The sequence below is a fragment of the Peptostreptococcus sp. genome (genome assembly GCF_977045075.1).
The window spans coordinates 1-18669 of the sequence record NZ_CDRRTB010000006.1 but is presented as its reverse complement, the minus strand read 5'-3'; the positions used below and the strand labels follow the sequence as shown (position 1 = coordinate 18669).

Sequence of the window (18669 nt, the reverse complement as noted above, 5' to 3'; positions counted from 1 at the left end):
TGGCCCTTATTTTTTTAGTCTATTACCTTATTCTGTAGTGACCTATTGTATTTAATCCTGTCCTGTTCATTTAGGATCTTCTTTCTTAGTCTAATTGAATCTGGAGTTACTTCAACCAACTCATCATCTTCAATAAATTCAAGTGATTCCTCTAGTGTAAATATCTTAGGTGGTGATAGCTTTATGGCATCGTCTGAGCCTGAAGCCCTGACATTTGACATCTTCTTATTCTTACATGGGTTAACTACCATGTCTTCCTTTCTGGAGTTCATACCAATTATCATGCCCTCGTACACATCTATAGCTGGATCTACGAATAGTATACCCCTAGATGACAAGGCATTAAGAGCATAACCCATAGTTTTACCAGCAGTCTGTGATACTAAAACACCGTTTAATCTCGATGGTATTTCACCCTTATAGTCATCAAACCTTTCAAATGATGAAAGTAGGGTGCCTTCACCCCTCGTTGCATTTATAAATTCACTCCTATAACCAAGTAAGCCCCTAGTAGGTACCAAGAATTCTATCTTCACATAGTCCCCATCTAGGATTTCCATTGATTCCATCAGACCCTTCCTAAGGTTTAATTCATTAATAACTGTACCCGAGTAGGCTTCAGGACATGATACAGTAACTCTTTCTATTGGTTCAAGAAGATTTCCTTCTTGATCCTTGTGCATTAATACCTGCGGTTTAGAAACGCCTAGCTCATAGCCCTCTCTTCTCATGTTTTCTATAAGTATAGACAGGTGAAGCTCACCACGTCCACTAACCCTATAACCATCAGTTGTTTCAAGAGGTTCAACCTTAAGTCCTACATTTACTTCAAGTTCTTTTTCAAGTCTGTCCTTTATATGTCTAGTTGTAACAAACTTACCACTCCTACCAACAAATGGGGAATCATTAACCATAAAGTTCATAGATAAGGTAGGCTCTTCAATTAGGATGGCACCCATTGGCTTTGGATTATCCTGGCTACATATAGTTTCACCTATTGCTATATCAGGTATTCCTGCAACCACAACCATTTCACCACTCATAGCCTGGTCAGTTTCAACCTGCTTAAGCCCCTCGTAAACTGATAGCTTCGAAATTTTACCTCTTCTAGGCTCATGTCCCTCTGAGCAGATACATATCTGTTCTGATGAGTCTAATTTGCCCTTAAAAACACGGCCAATTCCAAGTCTTCCTATATAATCGTCATAGGCAAGGGCAGAAATCTGCACCTGTAGCGGCTCGTCATCATAGTCTGGATATGCGTCTACATGATTAATTATTGTTTCAAATAGGGGAGATAGATCCTTGCCCTCATCCTCTAGTTCTTTAAGGGCTATACCCTGCTTGGCTATACCATATACAATTGGGAAATCGCACTGTTCATCTGTTGCATTTAACTCAACAAATAGGTCAAATACTTCATTGACAACCTCTTCAGCCCTCTGGTCCTTCTTGTCTATCTTGTTGATGAATAGGATTGGTCTTAGGCCCTGTTCTAAGGACTTCTGAAGTACGAACCTTGTCTGAGGCATTGGTCCCTCAGTTGCATCAACAAGTAGTATAACTGTATCTACAGTCTTTAAGACACGCTCAACCTCAGAAGAGAAGTCACTATGGCCAGGCGTATCAACTATATTTATCTTATATTCACCATGTCTTATTGAACAGTTCTTTGAATAAATAGTTATACCCCTTTCCTGTTCTAGGTCATTGCTGTCCATTACACAGTCCTTAACAACCTCATTTTCTCTAAAAACACCACTTTGGTTTAGGAAGGCATCTACTAGGGTAGATTTTCCCGCATCGACGTGGGCTATTACTGCTATATTAATTATATTATGCTTAATACTCACTAAAAACGCTCCTTTATAAATACATATATTAAATTTAAATTAAATTTTAATCAACTTTTATATTATACCAAATAATGAGAATACTGTATAGAAAAATCGAAACAAAAAACCCTGATTTTCACATTTTAAGGAAGATCAGGGTGAAATTACTTATTAAAAAGAAATGTACTATTTCTTTGGCATAAAGTCATCATCCTTGTTGTATGATGTAACCAGGTAAGTAAGTACAAAACCACATATCAAGCCACCGACTATCGGAAACATCGGTACATCTGCATGCAATATAAACTTGTAGATTAAACCACTCACTGAAGAAAAAACAGAGAATAGGGCTACAAATAGTAGTATATTTCTAGTTGACTTGCTCATAAAGAACCCCCTGTCTATTATAGTATAATGGATAGCTACAAGCATCCATATAATTATTATAAAGCAAATATAAAAAAAATACCATATATATTTTACTACTTGATTTAATATACCTATAGGGGGTATAATATGACTATAGATGAAAACTATTATATATAGTGTTTGCTTTATTAATATATACTAAGTCTAGGAGGTAAGTTATGGACAATAAGGATATCAAAATAGAAAAAATAGATTTTTCAGTCTTGGGTATGTCTTGTGCAGCCTGCTCAAAGTCTGCTGAAAGATCGCTTAAAAAGACCCCTGGCGTAGAGTCTGCTATGGTAAATATCGCGACAGAAAAGGCCAGTGTGGAGTATGACCCAAAGGTTTGTAATATAGATAATCTAAGAGCGGCCATTGAAAAAGCAGGATTTAAAATGGAGATGGAGGATAATATAGAAAGAGAAGATAATTCAACAAGCTTCAAGAGATTTTTGGTTGCAATAATCTTTGCTAGCATACTCTTCACTATATCCATGGGACCTATGGTGGGGATAGGTTTACCAGCCTTTATATCGCCCCATCATAATCCTCTAAACTATGCACTTATACAGGCTTTACTGGCTATAGTTGTAATGATTGCAGGCAAAAAATTCTATATCAATGGATTTAAGGCCCTTTACCAACTTGGTCCAAATATGGACTCCTTGGTTGCAGTCTCAACATCGGCTGCCTTTATTTACAGTATAATAACTAGCTTTAGGATAGGAAGTGAGCCAGGATTTGCTGATAGCATTATGTCAAATGGCCATCACCTTCCTTTATATTATGAGTCTTGTGCCATGATTATAGCCCTTATAATGCTTGGTAAATATTTAGAGTCCAGAAGCAAGTCAAAAACCTCTCAAGCTATTAAGTCCTTACTTGAGCTTCAGGCTAAAACAGCTATAATAGAAATTGATGGTCAGGAAAAAGAGGTAGACATCGATAAGGTTAGGGTTGGAGATATAGTTATTGTTAAGCCTGGTCAGAAAATACCAGTAGATGGAAGTATAGTGTATGGTTCTACATCTATAGATGAATCAATGTTAACTGGTGAAAGTATACCTATTGAAAAGACGATTGGTGACAAGGTAACTGGTGCCAGTGTTAATAAAAACGGATATATTAAATTCAAGGTAGAAAAGATTGGCAAGGATACAACCCTATCACAGATTATAAGGCTTGTGGAGGATGCTCAAAATAGGAAGGCCCCAATAGCCAATCTTGCTGACCTAATATCAGGCTACTTTGTACCAGTTGTCATTGCTATTGCCCTAGTGTCAGGTCTTGCCTGGTTGCTGATTGGGGATGCGAGCTTCCAGTTTTCCTTTACTATTTTTATATCCGTCTTGGTGATTGCCTGCCCATGTGCACTTGGCCTGGCAACACCTACTGCCATTATGGTTGGAACAGGTAAGGGGGCAGAGAATGGCATACTTATAAAGGGTGGAGATTCACTTGAATCTGCCCACAAGATAAGCACAGTAGCCTTTGATAAGACAGGTACAATTACCGAGGGAAAGCCTAGGGTTATCGGTTTAAGGCTATTGGGAAATACTATGGATGAAGATGCACTAATATCATATGCTGGATCAATAGAAAAAAATTCAGAGCATCCTCTAGCAGATGCGATACTTGATTACGCTAAAGAAAGAGGTCTAGAATTATATCCTGTAGAAGGATTTACCAGTATAACTGGTAAGGGGGTAGAAGCCCAGGTCAATGGAAAAAAGATTAGTCTGGGTAACCTAAAACTAATAGAAGACTATAAGGATAAGAATGATATGGATAGGCTAAAGGCTATGGTTGATCAATATGCACAAGAGGGTAACACACCTATGCTATTGGCAGTAGAAGGTCAAGTTGAGGCTCTTATAGCTGTAGCTGATACAATAAAGAAAGATAGTGCTATGGCGGTAGAAAAACTCCATCAAATGGGTATCAAGGTAGCCATGATTACTGGAGATAATGAAAAAACAGCCTTAGCCATAGCCAAGCAGGTAGGAATAGATATAGTAAGGGCAGATGTTCTTCCATCAGAAAAATCTCAGGTAATTAAGGACCTACAAGACCAGGGTGAGTTTGTTGCCATGGTTGGTGATGGTATAAATGATGCCCCAGCCTTGGCCTTGGCTGATGTTGGTATAGCAATCGGTAGTGGAACTGATGTAGCCATTGAGTCTGCAGATATAGTTCTAATGAAGAATAGCTTGATGGATGTTCCTAATTCAATCAAGCTTAGCAAGGAAACTATCAGGAATATTAAAGAAAATCTTGGATGGGCCTTTGGTTACAATATAATAGGCATACCTTTTGCAGCTGGATTAATATACTTATTTGGAGGACCACTTCTGAATCCAATGATAGCTGCTGCGGCCATGAGTCTATCATCTGTAAGTGTTGTTTCAAACGCTCTTAGATTGAGGAAATTTAAGACATTTTAGCTTCCTTGCCATACTAAGAGAATATAGCTTATATGACGAGAAAATATGCACATGATATAAGACATAAGATAGAATAAAGAAGAAGTATAAAATATAAGTATAATAAAAAAGGGAAATATAGGGGGCGGTACAAACCCCTATATTTCCCTTTTAATTTACTCATAAGCTTTAATAGCTATTTAGACCTGTAAATAAATATACAAATTTTATAATAATTACTCGTTTATATCTATAACTGCCTTGTCTTTTAGTCCTAGTGATTTTAGCTTGACAAGTACCTCCTGATGGTCTGGATGGTCAATATAGCCTGACAGGCTACTTGGTCCTGTAAGGTCTACAAACAAGACTAGATCCATATTATTTTCCTTTTCTGGCAAACAGTTAATAGAAAAACTGTAGCCCTCTATCACCTTATGGACCTTTTCTAATTTATCATACGTTTCAGTTACTAACCTATCTACCTTTTCAAGGCAATCCTTATTCTCAAACTTGAATAAAACTATGTGCTTCACGCTGAACCTCCTCTTGAAATATTTATCACTTAGATTATATAATAAAAGGCTTAAATTTCCAATATTTTTTTGCAATAGGTGATTATAATACTTAATTATAGATTAATATTCATATTAAGGCGAACTTTATTTCTTGAATATTGGTATAAAATTTGATATAATTGATTTTAGGATGTGTAGTGGGCTTGCAATGTCTATTTAGAAAATTGTATGAATTAGGATAATCTGGTATAATATTTCTATGAGTGAGCTCGAGAGAAGGGATAGTAAAATGAATAGACAAAGAATTCTAATTGTAGAAGACGATAAGGAAACAAGAGAGTTGACAGCTGAATTTTTACAGGCAAAAAACTACCTGGTTGTTACTGCTACTAATGGGGTTGAATGTATTAAGAAGTTTAAGGAATCTAAGTTTGATATGATCATCTTGGATGTAAGGATGCCCAACTTAGATGGTCATACTACCTGCAAGATGATTAGAAATACTTCTAATATTCCCATAATATTCCTTACTGCCTTAGCTGACGAATCCGATCAAATAAGGGGCTTTGATCTTGGCTGTGATGACTATATCACAAAGCCATTTTCTTTCAACCTCCTACTAAAGAGAGTAGAGGCTGTCCTAAGGAGGAGTCATAACGAAAATAAAAATACCGAATTAAACTTTGAGGAAATCTCACTAGACCTAAATACCTACAGCTTGAAGGTTAAGGAGGCGGTCGTTGAGTTAACCTTGAAAGAGTTTAATATACTTAAGGAGCTAATTGAGAAGTACCCACAGGTTATTACCAGGGAGACTCTTTTAGACAGTATATGGGGCTATGACTATTATGGTGACTCCAGGATAGTAGATGCACATATAAAGAATATAAGAAAAAAAATTGGCCTACCCTATATAAAGACTGTAAAGGGTATTGGCTATACACTGGATAAGATTGATGGAAATCATGAATAAGAAATAGGTTATTTATAGAGCTGTTTCTAGAATTAGGGCAACTCTTGATATATTTTATTATTTATTTTTAATTTTGGAGGTACTAAATGAACTCAAATCAGAAAACTGCTAGTAGCCAGGGTATATTTCCCCTGCTTTCTGAAAAAAATGTTAATATTAAAAAAGAGATATTAGCAGGTATCACGACATTTTTAACTATGGCTTATATTATAGCCGTAAACCCAAGCACGCTAGCTGCTGCTGGTATGGATGCCGGAGCCCTAGTAACTGCTACATGCTTAGCTGCAGCTCTTGGTTGTTTTATCATGGGATTTGTAGCCAACCTACCATTTGCCCTTGCATCAGGTATGGGTTTAAATGCGTTCTTTGCATATACAGTTGTTTTAAAGGGTGGTATTCCATGGGAAACTGCACTTACGGCAGTATTTGTAGAAGGTATTATATTTATATTCTTAACATTATTTAAGGTTAGAGAAGCTGTAGTAAATTCTATACCACTGAATATGAAGTATGGTGTTACAGCCGGTATAGGTATCTTTATAGCCTTCCTAGGCTTAAAGGGTTGTGGTCTTATAGTTGCTAATGAAGCTACATTTGTTAGTATGGGTCACCTTTCACCTACTGTTATCTTTGCCTTTATCGGTTTATTTGTTATAGGTGTTATGGATAAGAAGAATATAAAGGGGTCTATACTTGCAGGTATTGCCATTTCTTCTATTATGGCTTGGATATATGCTGCACTTAATCCTGAAATGGCAACTAAGCTTGGCATATATCTTCCTACAGGAATCTTTAAGTTCGAATCAATAGCTCCAGTAGCTGGCAAGGTTGATTTTGGATTCTTTTCACATCCAACAGACATTGGTAACTTCTTCGTTATAGTTTGTACTTTCCTATTTGTTGACTTCTTTGATACAGTAGGAACTTTGGTTGGTGTTTGCTCTAAGGCCAATATGCTTGATGAAGATGGTAATGTACCAAATGTTGGTAGAGCTCTTCTAGCTGACTCTTTAGCTACTACTATAGGTGCCCTACTAGGTGTATCAACTGTAACTACATATGTTGAATCATCAACAGGTGTACTAGCGGGTGGTAAGACAGGATATACAGCTATTACAGTAGGTATCTTATTCCTTATAGCTATGTTCTTCTCACCAATATTTATAGCAATTCCTGCTTGTGCCACAGCACCGGCCCTTATATATGTTGGTTACCTAATGATCAGCTCCCTACGTGAAGTAGATCTACACAATGTAACAGAAGGTCTTCCAGCCTTTATTACAGTTATAAGTATGGCTCTTACTTACAGTATTGGTGACGGTTTAACTATTGGTATACTTTCATATGTAATTATTAACCTAGTTTACAATATCTTCGCTAAGCCAGAAGAGAGAGAAAAGGTATCTTGGGTTATGATAATTCTGGGAATACTATTCCTAATAAAATTATTATTCCTATAAAATAAGTCCGTATAAATACTAATTGACAAAAGCTGTCTAATTGATATAATTAAATATATATGGAATATCAAGGACTATTGATTATGTACGTATTCAATAGTCCTTTATCTTGAGAAAAAATATTTGATATAAATTGAGAGGAGATACTATGTTACAGGTAACAGATGTCGGCCTAAGATTTGGCGACAAGGAGCTATATAAGGATGTAAATCTAAAATTCACAAAGGGTAACTGCTATGGAGTGATTGGGGCAAATGGTGCAGGAAAGTCTACTTTCTTGAAGATCTTATCTGGTGAAATTGAGCCTAATACAGGTGTAATATCAATTACTGACAAAGAAAGAATGTCCGTCCTAAAGCAGGACCACTTTAAATATGACCAAATCTCTGTCCTTGATACAGTAATAATGGGACATGAAAGGCTATGGAATATTATGAAGGAAAAGGACGCCCTATATATGAAAGAAGACTTTTCTGATGAAGACGGAATAAAGGCTGCAGAGCTAGAGGGTGAATTTGCTGAGCTTGATGGTTGGGATGCCGAAACTAATGCTGAAAAAATCCTAATGGGATTGGGCATTGAGAAAGACCTACATTACTCACTAATGGCAGACCTAACAGGCGCTGAAAAGGTCAAGGTATTATTGGCCCAGGCCCTTTTCGGATCACCTGAAATACTTCTTCTGGACGAGCCAACCAACCACTTAGATTATGCATCAATAAAGTGGCTTAATGAGTTTATAATTGGGCTAGATGAAACAATAGTAATTGTAGTATCCCACGACAGGCATTTCTTGAATACAATATGTACACATATAGTTGATGTAGACTTTGGTAAAATACAGTTATACACTGGTAACTATGATTTCTGGTATGAATCAAGTCAGTTGGCACTACAGCTAATGAAGGACCAGAATAAGAAGGCCGAAGAGAAGATTGCCCAGTTAAAGGAATTTATCGCTAGGTTCTCCTCTAACGCCTCTAAGGCTAAGCAGGCAACATCTAGGAAGAAACAGCTGGAAAAGCTTAATATAGAGGAAATACAGCCTTCCAGAAGGAAGTATCCATATGTAGCCTTCAAGCCAGAAAGAGAAATTGGTAATGAGGTTCTTGAGGTTCATAATATTACTAAGGTAATAGATGGAGTAAAGGTTCTAGATGATATATCTTTTAGGCTAGAAAATGATGACAAGGTTGTATTTATGGGTGATGACGCTGCAGCAACAGCCCTATTTAATATACTTTCTGAAAGGGATACAGACTTCGAAGGTAGCTTTAAGTGGGGTGTGACTACATCTCAGGACTATATGCCAAAAAACCACAATGAGTACTTTGACGGATGTGAATTATCCCTGGTAGACTGGCTAAGACAGTATTCAGAAGAGAAGAGTGAGTCATATATTAGAGGTTTTCTTGGTAGGATGCTATTTAGTGGAGATGAGGCCCTTAAGGAAGCTCAAGTATTAAGCGGAGGAGAGAAGGTAAGGTGTATGTTATCAAAGCTAATGCTATCAAATGCAAATGTACTTATGCTGGATGATCCTACAAACCACCTAGACCTAGAATCTATAACTTCGGTCAATAAGGCCTTAGAGGACTACAAGGGTGTCCTTCTATTTACTTCACACGACCACCAATTTATATCATCTATAGCTAACAGGATTATATTTATCGGTGAAAATGGAATCTTAGACAGAAAGACTAACTTTGAAGATTTTATAGAAAGCGAAGAAATACAAGACCTATTGAAGAAAATCGTTCAGCAGTAGGTTCACAAGTTTTATGTTTGGTATCAAAAGTATCAAATATATCTAAAAGCCTTGTTTTCAAGCTTTTTATAGGTATAATTACTGACACTTATAAACCTAACTTATAAAATAAATTTTACAAAATTTTAATAAAATAATATTAGACTTATGATTACAATAAATTGGTCTTAACCAAAAGCCATTTATTGTAACCATAAATTTACAACACTTCATTAGTAATATTCAAAAATATTTTTCAATTTTTGAATATTACTAATTGTATTTTATGGGTAAAGTATGTTATAATGATTTTGTTAGGATATAGAATTAAAAAATCATAAGTTATGAACATGAGTATCAAAGGAGGTGTGGCACTTGATTTATGGTTATTGTAGGGCGACTACGAGCAAGCAAATAGAGCTTGGATATTTAGAAGAGCAAGAAGATCTTATAAAAGATAGATACTATGACAGTATCATATTTAAAGAGTCATCACTTGATATGAATGTAAAACCAGAATTTGAGAAGATAATTAATTTATTAAACCCAGAAGACATATTGGTGGTTACCCAGTTAGACAGGTTTGCCACTTCCATTGGTGATGCAGTTGATATTATTGCCTCTATAAGAGACAAGCAGGCATCTATTCATATTCTAAATATAGGACTTGTTGATTTTTCAATTTTAGGTAATATCCTATTTAAGACCCTTTGTGCTGTTAACAATTTTGATAAGGCACTATTAGTAGAAAGAATCCAGTCTGGCAAGAACAAGGCTAAAAAAACAAGTGGCTTTAAAGAGGGCAGGCCTAAGAAGTTTAGCGAGGAACAAATCCAGGAAGCCCTAGATATGCTAAACTCTTATTCTTATAAGAAGGTAGAGGAATTGACCGGCATATCGAAGAGTACCCTTATAAGAGCAAAGAAGCAGGCAATAAAATAGGAATTATATTATTAATGTGAATTTATAAAGACTAATTTTGGACTAGACCATAATTGGTCTTTTTTGTTTATATGAAAGCTATCTAATTCTATTTTACCCTTGTTTTTTTGACAAAACCAGGAATATAATAATGAATACTAAAATTTTAAGAGCTTATCTATATTCATGAAAATATGTGCATACAGTTTAATTGTCCTAGTTTCAGTGATTATAGGAATAGGCCTATCTAGGAAGTTAATAAAATATGATAAACAATTATAAATTTATATAGTGGGTATATATTTGATATGGTATACTAGGTGTATACCATATGAGATAAGTGACTAGTTAAATTCAATAGATTTGGACTAAGGAGGAAGTTAATGTTTGATTTAAATGAAATTTTCAAAAACAAAGAGCCTGGCTTTATAGGTCTAAAGAATAAGACCTACTCCATTGTCGTACCCGTTATTGAGATAGACGGTGACCAGCACCTCATTTTTCAGGTTAGGAATAAAAGTCTGAAGGTTCAGCCAGGTGAAGTTTCCTTCCCAGGTGGTCAGCTAGAGGAAGGCGAAGCACCTTATGACGCTGCAATAAGAGAGTTCTCTGAAGAAATGTCATGTAGCCCAGACCAGGTGAAAATCATCACCAAACTTGATACCTATGTGGCTCCAGGAAGAGGCTTAATACACTGTTTTCTTGCAGAGATAGATAGGAACTTTAACCTGGATATAAAAAATGATGAGGTGGAGTGCTTGTTTACTCTTCCAATTAGCTATTTCCTAGAAAATGAGCCCCTTGTTCTTAAAAACACCGTCCGTATAGAGCCGAGTCCGGATTTTCCATTTGAGGAAATGAATATACCCGAATCATACTACTGGGGGTCATATAAGTATCCTATTTCCTTCTACAAGATAGGGGAGATTGTGATATGGGGTATTACAGCAAATATAGTGAACAGTTTTTCAAAAAAACTAATATAGCTATTCTTTAGACTATATATATGATATAATTGTAAGGGTAGCTTATCTTAAATTTTTCTGATTTGATAAACCTACTAAAAAAGAAAATTTAAAAGGGGAGCTTTTGCTGAGAGGAATTATTTCGACCCTTAAACTCATTGGATAATGCCAGTGTTGGAATTATTTGTCTCACACTAGTGGGACTTTTTTATTAAACAAAAGGAGATGATAGTTATGGTATTAGGAGATATAGCAGTAATGCCCTTAAGGCCTTATGGGAGTGAAGAGGAGATGTATAGGGTTGTAGATGAGTGTATAGAGCTTATTAAAAAGAGTGGGCTTAAATATGAAATAGGTGCCAATTCAACAACTGTAGAGGGAGATCTGGATAAGGTGTTCGAACTAGCGAAAAAAGTCCATCTTATTCCGTTTGAATTAGGTTGCGAGAGAGTTATAACAATTTTTAGAATAGACCAAAAAAAGGATGGATTGTCTATTGATGAAAAACTTAAGCACCATAGATAAATTAAAAAATATTGCCTACCCTCTGGCAACCTTTATTGGGATAATAATTATATGGGAAATTACAGTTGTCAAGTTTTCTGTACCATCCTATATACTACCTAGCCCAAAGGATATATATTTAGAGTTTGTAAATGATTGGCAGGTTCTAGCCATGCACAGCAGGGTGACCCTAAAAGAAACAGTAATTGGTCTTTTAATGTCTGTAATTATATCCCTCCTTATTGGTATGATAATGGACTTCGTGCCTTTTATAAAAAAATGTTTTCATCCAATCATGTATGTAACTCAGATGATACCAACTATCACAATAGCACCACTTCTTGTTATTTGGTTTGGCTTTGGAATTAAATCGAAGGTTATATGTGTTATCTTAACCTGCTTTTTCCCTATGCTAATCAATTTTATAGATGGTATGGACAGTATAGACAGGGACCTTCTAAATTTATTTAAAATTATGAAGGCCAACAGGCTTAAAACCTTTGTCCACCTCAAATTCCCAATGGCTATGGATAAGTTTTTTACAGGACTAAAGATTTCATCTACTTATGCCTTTATAGCGGCAACTGTTGCTGAGTGGTTGGGTGGAAGTGCAGGCTTGGGAGTTTACATGGTTAGGGCTAAGTCTTCCTATGCCCTTGATAAGGTGTTCGCCTGTACTTTATTAGTCGTTTTATTTAGTTTACTATTTGTAGGACTTATTTCAATATTTAAAAAAATACTTATTAAATGGAGGTAAATATGAAAGCAAAGAAAATTTTATCACTCGCCTTGGTAGGACTACTAGCTATAGCTGGTTTATCTGCTTGTTCAGGCGAAAATAATGCATCTAAGAGTGGGGAAGGTGACAAGCTAGAAAAAGTTACCCTTGTCCTTGATTATACGCCTAACACTAACCACACTGGTATCTATCTAGCCAAGGAAAAGGGCTACTATAAGGACCAGGGTATCGACCTGGAAATAATACAGCCATCTGACAGTGACGCGGCAACTCTTGTTGCTAGTGACAAGGCCCAATTCGGTGTTAGCTACCAGGAGGACGTAACTTATGCTCTTACAAGAGAAAAGGACCCTCTTCCAGTAAAGGCTATTGCTACGATTATCCAGCATAATACATCAGGCTTCGCTGCTCCAGTTGAAAAGAATATAAAGACTGCTAAAGATTTTGAGGGTAAAACTTACGGTGGTTGGGGATCACCATCGGAAGAGGCTATAATAAAGCTAGCCATGAAAAAACAGGGTGCAGACTTCAATAAACTAAAGAGGGTAGATATTGGTAAGGACGACTACTTTACTGCTACTAAGAAAAATATCGACTTCGCCTGGGTATTTGATGCCTGGACAGGTGTTGAAGCAAGATTAAAGAATGTCAAGCTTGACTATATTCCTATCAAGGATATTGATCCAGCCCTAGATTACTATACACCAATAATAATCACAAACAATAAGACAATAAAGGAAAATCCAGAACTTGTCAAAAAATTTATGGCAGCAACAAGTAAGGGCTATGAAGAGGCTATCAAAGATCCTAGTGGGGCGGCAGATATTCTTTCAAAGGCTGTACCAGAGCTTGACAAGGGCCTAGTAAAGGCAAGCCAAGAATACTTGGCCAAGCTATACAAGGACGACGCACAAAAATGGGGTCAGATGAAAGCAGAAGTATGGAAAAACTATGCTAAGTTCATGCAGGACAATGGCCTAATTAAAAAAGCATTAAATGTTGATGAGGCTTTTACAAATGAATTCTTGCCAAAATAAAATTAAGGTTGTCTTTGAAAACATCAATAGGTACTATGGTAAAACTAAAATACTGGATAATATAAACCTCCATATAAGCGAGGGTGAACTAGTTGCCATTGTTGGACCGAGCGGTTGTGGTAAGTCTACAATATTTAATATAATAGCAGGCCTAGTAGAGCCCTCTTCAGGTAGCTATAGGATTGAGGGTAAACTTAGCTATATGTACCAAAAAGACCTCTTACTGCCATATAAGACTATATTGGACAATGTAGCCCTTCCAATGATAATTGAAGGCCAGTCAAAGAGTCTTGCTAGGGAAAGTGTTAAGCCATACTTTAAGACCTTCGAACTTGAAGGCTATGAAAATATGTATCCCCATGAGCTATCAGGTGGTATGAGACAGAGGGCAAACTTTATGAGGACCTACTTCTCATCTAATGATATAATGCTTTTGGATGAGCCCTTTGGTGCCCTAGATTCTATAACCAAGGCATCAATTCAGGACTGGTTTCGGAAGGTAAGAAGGAAAATGAACTCAACTATTTTCCTGATAACCCATGATATAGATGAGGCTATTAATTTGGCTGATAGGGTTTATGTACTATCAAACAAGCCAGCTCATATTAAGGAGGAAATTTCCCTTTACCCTAGCCATGTAGATAAGACACAAATAGGGGAGGTGGCCAGGATAAAGGCCCATATTATGGACTTGATTCGAGCCTGATTTTCTTATTTTGACTCAGATAGCATTAGATATCTATAATATTATTAGTACAATCAAATAAGCTTTAACAACCAACCTCAAAAGAGTTTTAGTAGTTTAAATTTCTGACTTTTAGGGGTTGGTTTTTTGTCAAGCATTATAGAAATATGTTATAATTAAATATTGAGAAATAAGATGGAGGTAGTCATGAATATAGATAGAGATAAACTTTCACCCATGATGAAAAAATACTTAGAAACAAAAGATGAATATCCCGATTGTATTCTATTTTATAGATTAGGTGACTTTTATGAAATGTTCTTTGATGATGCACTTTTAGCATCTAGAATACTAGATATAGCTCTTACAGGTAAGGCTTGTGGCCTAGAGGAAAGAGCCCCTATGTGTGGCGTTCCATATCACTCCGCATCGTCATACCTTACAAGACTTGTGGAAGCCGGTTATAAGGTAGCCATAGGAGAACAGGTAGAGGACCCTGCTACTGCTAAGGGCTTGGTAAAAAGAGAGGTTGTAAAGATCGTTACACCTGGAACCCTACTAGAGGATGACTCACTGGAAAAGAGCTCAAATAATTATCTAATGGCTATATATTGCCAGGGCCATGAAGTTTCAATTGCCTATGTAGATATTAGCACCGGTGAGCTAAATGCATCACTGTTAGACCTGGACAAGGTTAAAAATGAGGTTGCTAAAATTCTTCCTAGAGAGGTTTTGTCCAACAGCCCAGACCTTTTAGGTTCATTAGGTAGCCTATCTGATATGGCCAACATATACCTAAATGAGGACTTTGATACCAGTCTCTTAGATAAGACTATAATTACTAAACAGTTTGAACAGTCCTACCTAGACCAGCTAGGTCTAGACAGGGATAACCTGATTATGTATTCACTTGCCATAGTCTTAAACTATATCAGTAAGACCCAGATGATGCATGAAAGTAACCTAAATACAATAAATATATACCAGTCAGGAGACTATATGGCCCTTGACTTATTTACTCGTATAAATTTGGAATTGACCAAGACTATTAGGACTAGTAAGAAAAAGGGGAGCCTTCTACAAGTACTTGACGCTACATCTACACCTATGGGTGCTAGAATGCTTAAAAAGCATATTGAGCAGCCCCTTATAAACAAGGAAATTATAGACCACCGACTGAATATTACCCAGGAAATAAAGGAGGACTATATACTTAGGGATGAGCTAAAAACGTCACTTTCTTCAATTTTTGATTTAGAAAGGATTTGTGCCAAGATAGCCTATGATAGGGTATCTCCTAAGGACCTAGTAAACCTTAAGAATAGTCTCGAGGTCCTACCATATATCATGGATACTATATCTAACTCTAAGGCCCATGCTTTAAAGACCTTTATTGGGGACCTAGACTGCCTAAGTGACATTTATATGCTGATAAGGGATTCCATAAAAGATGAACCTTCAACAGGAATTAAGGACGGTAATATAATAAGGGAAGCCTATTCTGATGAACTGGACCAGCTAAGAGATATATCTAATAACGGAGCCTTTATGATTCGGGATATAGAGCAAAGAGAGAGGGAAAAAACTGGTGCAAAATCTCTAAAAATAGGATATAATAAGGTTTTTGGCTACTACATTGAAATTACAAAGGCCAGCCTCCTTCAGATAGATATAGATGAATCATATATAAGAAAACAGACCCTGGTCAATGCCGAAAGGTTTATAACACCTGAGCTAAAGGAAATTGAAGACAAGATACTTAATGCTGAGGATAAAATAAAGGCTATGGAGTATAACTTTTTCAAGGATATTTGTGGACAGGTATACCAAAATATTGACAGGATACAAATAGTGGCAGCTAAGATCGCCCAACTTGACCTATATATTTCGAATGCTATTATAGCGAACAGGTATAATTACACAAGACCAAATATAAATAAAAACGGAGTCTTGGCTATAGAAGGCGGTCGTCACCCTGTTATAGAGCAGATTATTGGCGAGGAAAACTTTATTAATAATGATACAGATATAGGCTATGATAATATGGTTAATATTATTACAGGTCCAAATATGTCTGGTAAGTCAACCTATATGAGGCAGGTAGCCTTGATTACTTTAATGGCCCATATTGGTTCCTTTGTACCAGCGACCTATGCAAATATACCTATAGTAGACCGTATATTTACAAGGGTAGGAGCAAGTGATGACCTAGCCCAAGGCCAGTCAACCTTTATGGTTGAAATGGATGAGGTAAGCCAGATACTGTCAAACGCAAGTAGTGATAGCTTAATTATTCTGGATGAAATAGGAAGGGGAACAAGCACCTATGATGGTATATCCCTTGCCTGGTCGATAGTAGAGTACATATATAATAAGATTGGAGCCAAGACTCTTTTCGCAACCCACTACCACGAGTTGACTGACCTAGAAGACAAGTACTCAAGGATAAAGAACTATTCTGTTGCTGTCCAGGAGGATGGGGACAATATTGTTTTCTTAAGAAAGATTATAGAGGGGGCTGCCGATAGGAGCTACGGCATCTATGTTGCAAAATTGGCCAAACTACCTGATGATGTCATAGCAAGGGCAGACCAAATACTAGCAGAACTTGAAAAAAACCATATTGATAATTCTGCTAGCATCGACCAGTCTAGGCCCAATAGTGTACAGCTTAGCTTTGACATGTTCCAAAACCAGGCTAAAAATAAAGAAATCCAAGATAAAAATAAGGTCTATATGGGCTTTATTGATAGGGTCTTGGATATTGATATAATGAATTCTACCCCTATGGATATTATGAATGTAATGTATGAATTAAAGAAGGAAGCAGAAAAAATTAGTAAGAGCTAGGAGGTGGCTATGACTAGGATAAATATATTAGATGATTCGACTATCAATAAAATCGCTGCTGGTGAAGTCATAGAAAGACCTTCATCAATTATAAAGGAAGTAGTCGAAAACTCCCTAGATGCTGGTGCAAAGACCATAACTATACAAATAGAAAATGCAGGCAAGGATATGATTAAGGTCATAGACAATGGATCTGGTATAGATGCTGATGATATAAATAAGGCCTTCTTAAGGCATGCTACGAGCAAGATAAGGAGGGCAGAGGACCTATCTAACCTTCACTCTCTTGGCTTTAGGGGGGAGGCCCTGGCATCAATTGCGGCTGTATCCAAGGTAGATATGACTACTAAGACTAAGGATGCACTTATGGGTACCAGATTACTTATAAATGGTGGTAAGATAGAATCTAAAAGCCCTGTAGGTGCAAATACAGGCACACAACTCATTGTAAAAGACCTCTTCTACAATGTGCCTGCTAGAAGGAAGTTTCTAAAGTCCAACCATGCAGAGATTATTAATATAACTGACCTTATAAATAAGCTAGCAATCGGTAATCCAGGTGTTAGTATTAAGTATATAAATAATGGAAAAACCATTTTTGAAACGATTGGTGATTCAAACCTATATAACACTATTAGGATGATTTATGGTAAGGACACTAGTGATAACCTGATAAAAATTGACTACCAGTCAGCCTATTATAAGATAGATGGATACATTGCTAACAACAATGTATACAGGTCAAACAGAAATAACCAACTTATTTTCATAAACGGTAGATATGTAAAAAGTCCTAATATAATGGATGCTATTAATAGTGCCTATAAGGACATCATACCTATTAACAAGTACCCTGTCTATTTTATAAATCTTCAAATAGACCCAGCAAAAATCGATGTGAATATACATCCAAGCAAGCTTGAGGTCAAGTTTGACAATGAAGGACCAATACTTGAGGACTTAGGAGACTATATAAGGGGAAGCCTCCTTAAGAATAGCCTGATTGGTAGGTATAGGTCTAAGGACCTAGCAAAAAAGTCCTATGAATCAAATGATACATTCAGGACCTTTGATTCTTTTACCTATACTAAAAATGAGCAAAAGACCAATTCAGACTTAGTAAGGGAAAATGGAAAATCTGCTTTTGAAGCCGAAGATAATGTAGTTTTAGAGACATCTCATAATCATAATGATTTTGGATATCCAAAGCATGATATAGAAAAGGCATCTTCCGCTTCAGATAAGACTCTTTATAAGGCAGACCACTTTACTAGCCTAAGCGAAATAAGGTCGTTAGAAAATAGGGATATATTGGTCCAAGATGATAAGTATACATTGGGTCAGCATGACTTAACTCCTGACAAAGTTAATATAAGAGGTCGACTGGACTCAATCAATAAGGAAACTGGAACAAGTGCTGACCAAGACCACCAACTTTCCTTTGTGGAAGAAGACACTTCAGTTAGATACGAATTCGAAGGTCTCAACTATATAGGCATTGTATTCAATACTTATATTCTTTTTTCTAAGTCTGACCAACTATATATGATGGACCAGCACGCAGCCCATGAAAGAGTTAGGTTTGAAATGTACATGAAATCCTT

At 36.5% G+C, this 18669-nt stretch carries 15 protein-coding genes; 12 read left to right on the top strand and 3 right to left on the bottom strand.

The window, feature by feature from the left end; genetic code table 11:
• Positions 1-14 precede the first annotated feature (14 nt).
• On the bottom strand, positions 15-1853 hold the full coding sequence (gene typA / locus ACW6OJ_RS01355) for a translational GTPase TypA (RefSeq protein ID WP_455103882.1): 1839 nt from the start codon (positions 1851-1853) through the stop codon (positions 15-17).
• A 168-nt stretch (positions 1854-2021) separates the two neighbouring features.
• A complete protein-coding gene (locus ACW6OJ_RS01350) occupies positions 2022-2222 on the bottom strand; it encodes a hypothetical protein (RefSeq protein ID WP_293427293.1) in 201 nt (66 codons plus the stop codon).
• Between the two features lie 200 nt (positions 2223-2422).
• On the opposite strand from ACW6OJ_RS01350, the gene ACW6OJ_RS01345 reads away from it, so the two are divergent.
• Positions 2423-4690 carry a heavy metal translocating P-type ATPase gene (locus tag ACW6OJ_RS01345; protein ID WP_456095570.1) on the top strand — a complete coding sequence of 756 codons (2268 nt, stop codon included), beginning with the start codon at positions 2423-2425 and terminating at the stop codon, positions 4688-4690.
• A gap of 215 nt (positions 4691-4905) precedes the next feature.
• On the opposite strand, the gene ACW6OJ_RS01340 is transcribed toward ACW6OJ_RS01345, so the two are convergent.
• Positions 4906-5202, bottom strand: coding sequence for a Dabb family protein (locus tag ACW6OJ_RS01340; RefSeq protein ID WP_314495371.1), 297 nt, complete (start codon positions 5200-5202; stop codon positions 4906-4908).
• A gap of 271 nt (positions 5203-5473) precedes the next feature.
• Between ACW6OJ_RS01340 and ACW6OJ_RS01335 the strand changes: the two genes are divergently transcribed.
• From ACW6OJ_RS01335 to mutL, 11 genes are all read left to right on the top strand, one after another.
• Positions 5474-6157: a response regulator transcription factor gene (locus tag ACW6OJ_RS01335; RefSeq protein ID WP_304083978.1), complete on the top strand. Its 684-nt coding sequence runs from the start codon at positions 5474-5476 to the stop codon at positions 6155-6157.
• Positions 6158-6243: 86 nt separating this feature from the next.
• Positions 6244-7617, top strand: a complete 1374-nt coding sequence (locus tag ACW6OJ_RS01330) for an NCS2 family permease (protein WP_455103879.1) — start codon at positions 6244-6246, stop codon at positions 7615-7617.
• A 148-nt stretch (positions 7618-7765) separates the two neighbouring features.
• Positions 7766-9385, top strand: a complete 1620-nt coding sequence (locus tag ACW6OJ_RS01325) for an ABC-F family ATP-binding cassette domain-containing protein (protein ID WP_456095569.1) — start codon at positions 7766-7768, stop codon at positions 9383-9385.
• Between the two features lie 345 nt (positions 9386-9730).
• Positions 9731-10306 (top strand): recombinase family protein, encoded by a 576-nt coding sequence (locus tag ACW6OJ_RS01320; protein ID WP_456095568.1) that lies wholly within the window; start codon positions 9731-9733, stop codon positions 10304-10306.
• Between the two features lie 362 nt (positions 10307-10668).
• Entirely contained in the window at positions 10669-11271 is a 603-nt protein-coding gene (locus ACW6OJ_RS01315; protein WP_314495364.1) for an NUDIX hydrolase, read from the top strand.
• Between the two features lie 213 nt (positions 11272-11484).
• Positions 11485-11775 carry an MTH1187 family thiamine-binding protein gene (locus ACW6OJ_RS01310; RefSeq protein WP_314495362.1) on the top strand — a complete coding sequence of 97 codons (291 nt, stop codon included), beginning with the start codon at positions 11485-11487 and terminating at the stop codon, positions 11773-11775.
• The gene (locus ACW6OJ_RS01305; protein WP_314495452.1) at positions 11750-12511 is read left to right on the top strand and encodes an ABC transporter permease; all 762 of its coding nucleotides are present in this window, start codon (positions 11750-11752) and stop codon (positions 12509-12511) included. The genes ACW6OJ_RS01310 and ACW6OJ_RS01305 overlap by 26 nt, the downstream gene beginning before the upstream one ends.
• A 2-nt stretch (positions 12512-12513) precedes the next feature.
• A complete protein-coding gene (locus tag ACW6OJ_RS01300) occupies positions 12514-13530 on the top strand; it encodes an ABC transporter substrate-binding protein (protein WP_456095567.1) in 1017 nt (338 codons plus the stop codon).
• Positions 13511-14236 carry an ABC transporter ATP-binding protein gene (locus ACW6OJ_RS01295; protein ID WP_293427322.1) on the top strand — a complete coding sequence of 242 codons (726 nt, stop codon included), beginning with the start codon at positions 13511-13513 and terminating at the stop codon, positions 14234-14236. The genes ACW6OJ_RS01300 and ACW6OJ_RS01295 overlap by 20 nt, the downstream gene beginning before the upstream one ends.
• A 186-nt stretch (positions 14237-14422) precedes the next feature.
• Complete coding sequence (gene mutS / locus ACW6OJ_RS01290; protein WP_456095566.1) at positions 14423-17065, top strand: DNA mismatch repair protein MutS; 2643 nt, start codon at positions 14423-14425, stop codon at positions 17063-17065.
• A 9-nt stretch (positions 17066-17074) separates the two neighbouring features.
• Positions 17075-18669, top strand: a 1595-nt coding sequence (gene mutL, locus ACW6OJ_RS01285) for a DNA mismatch repair endonuclease MutL (RefSeq protein WP_456095565.1), incomplete at its 3' end; no start/stop codon positions are given.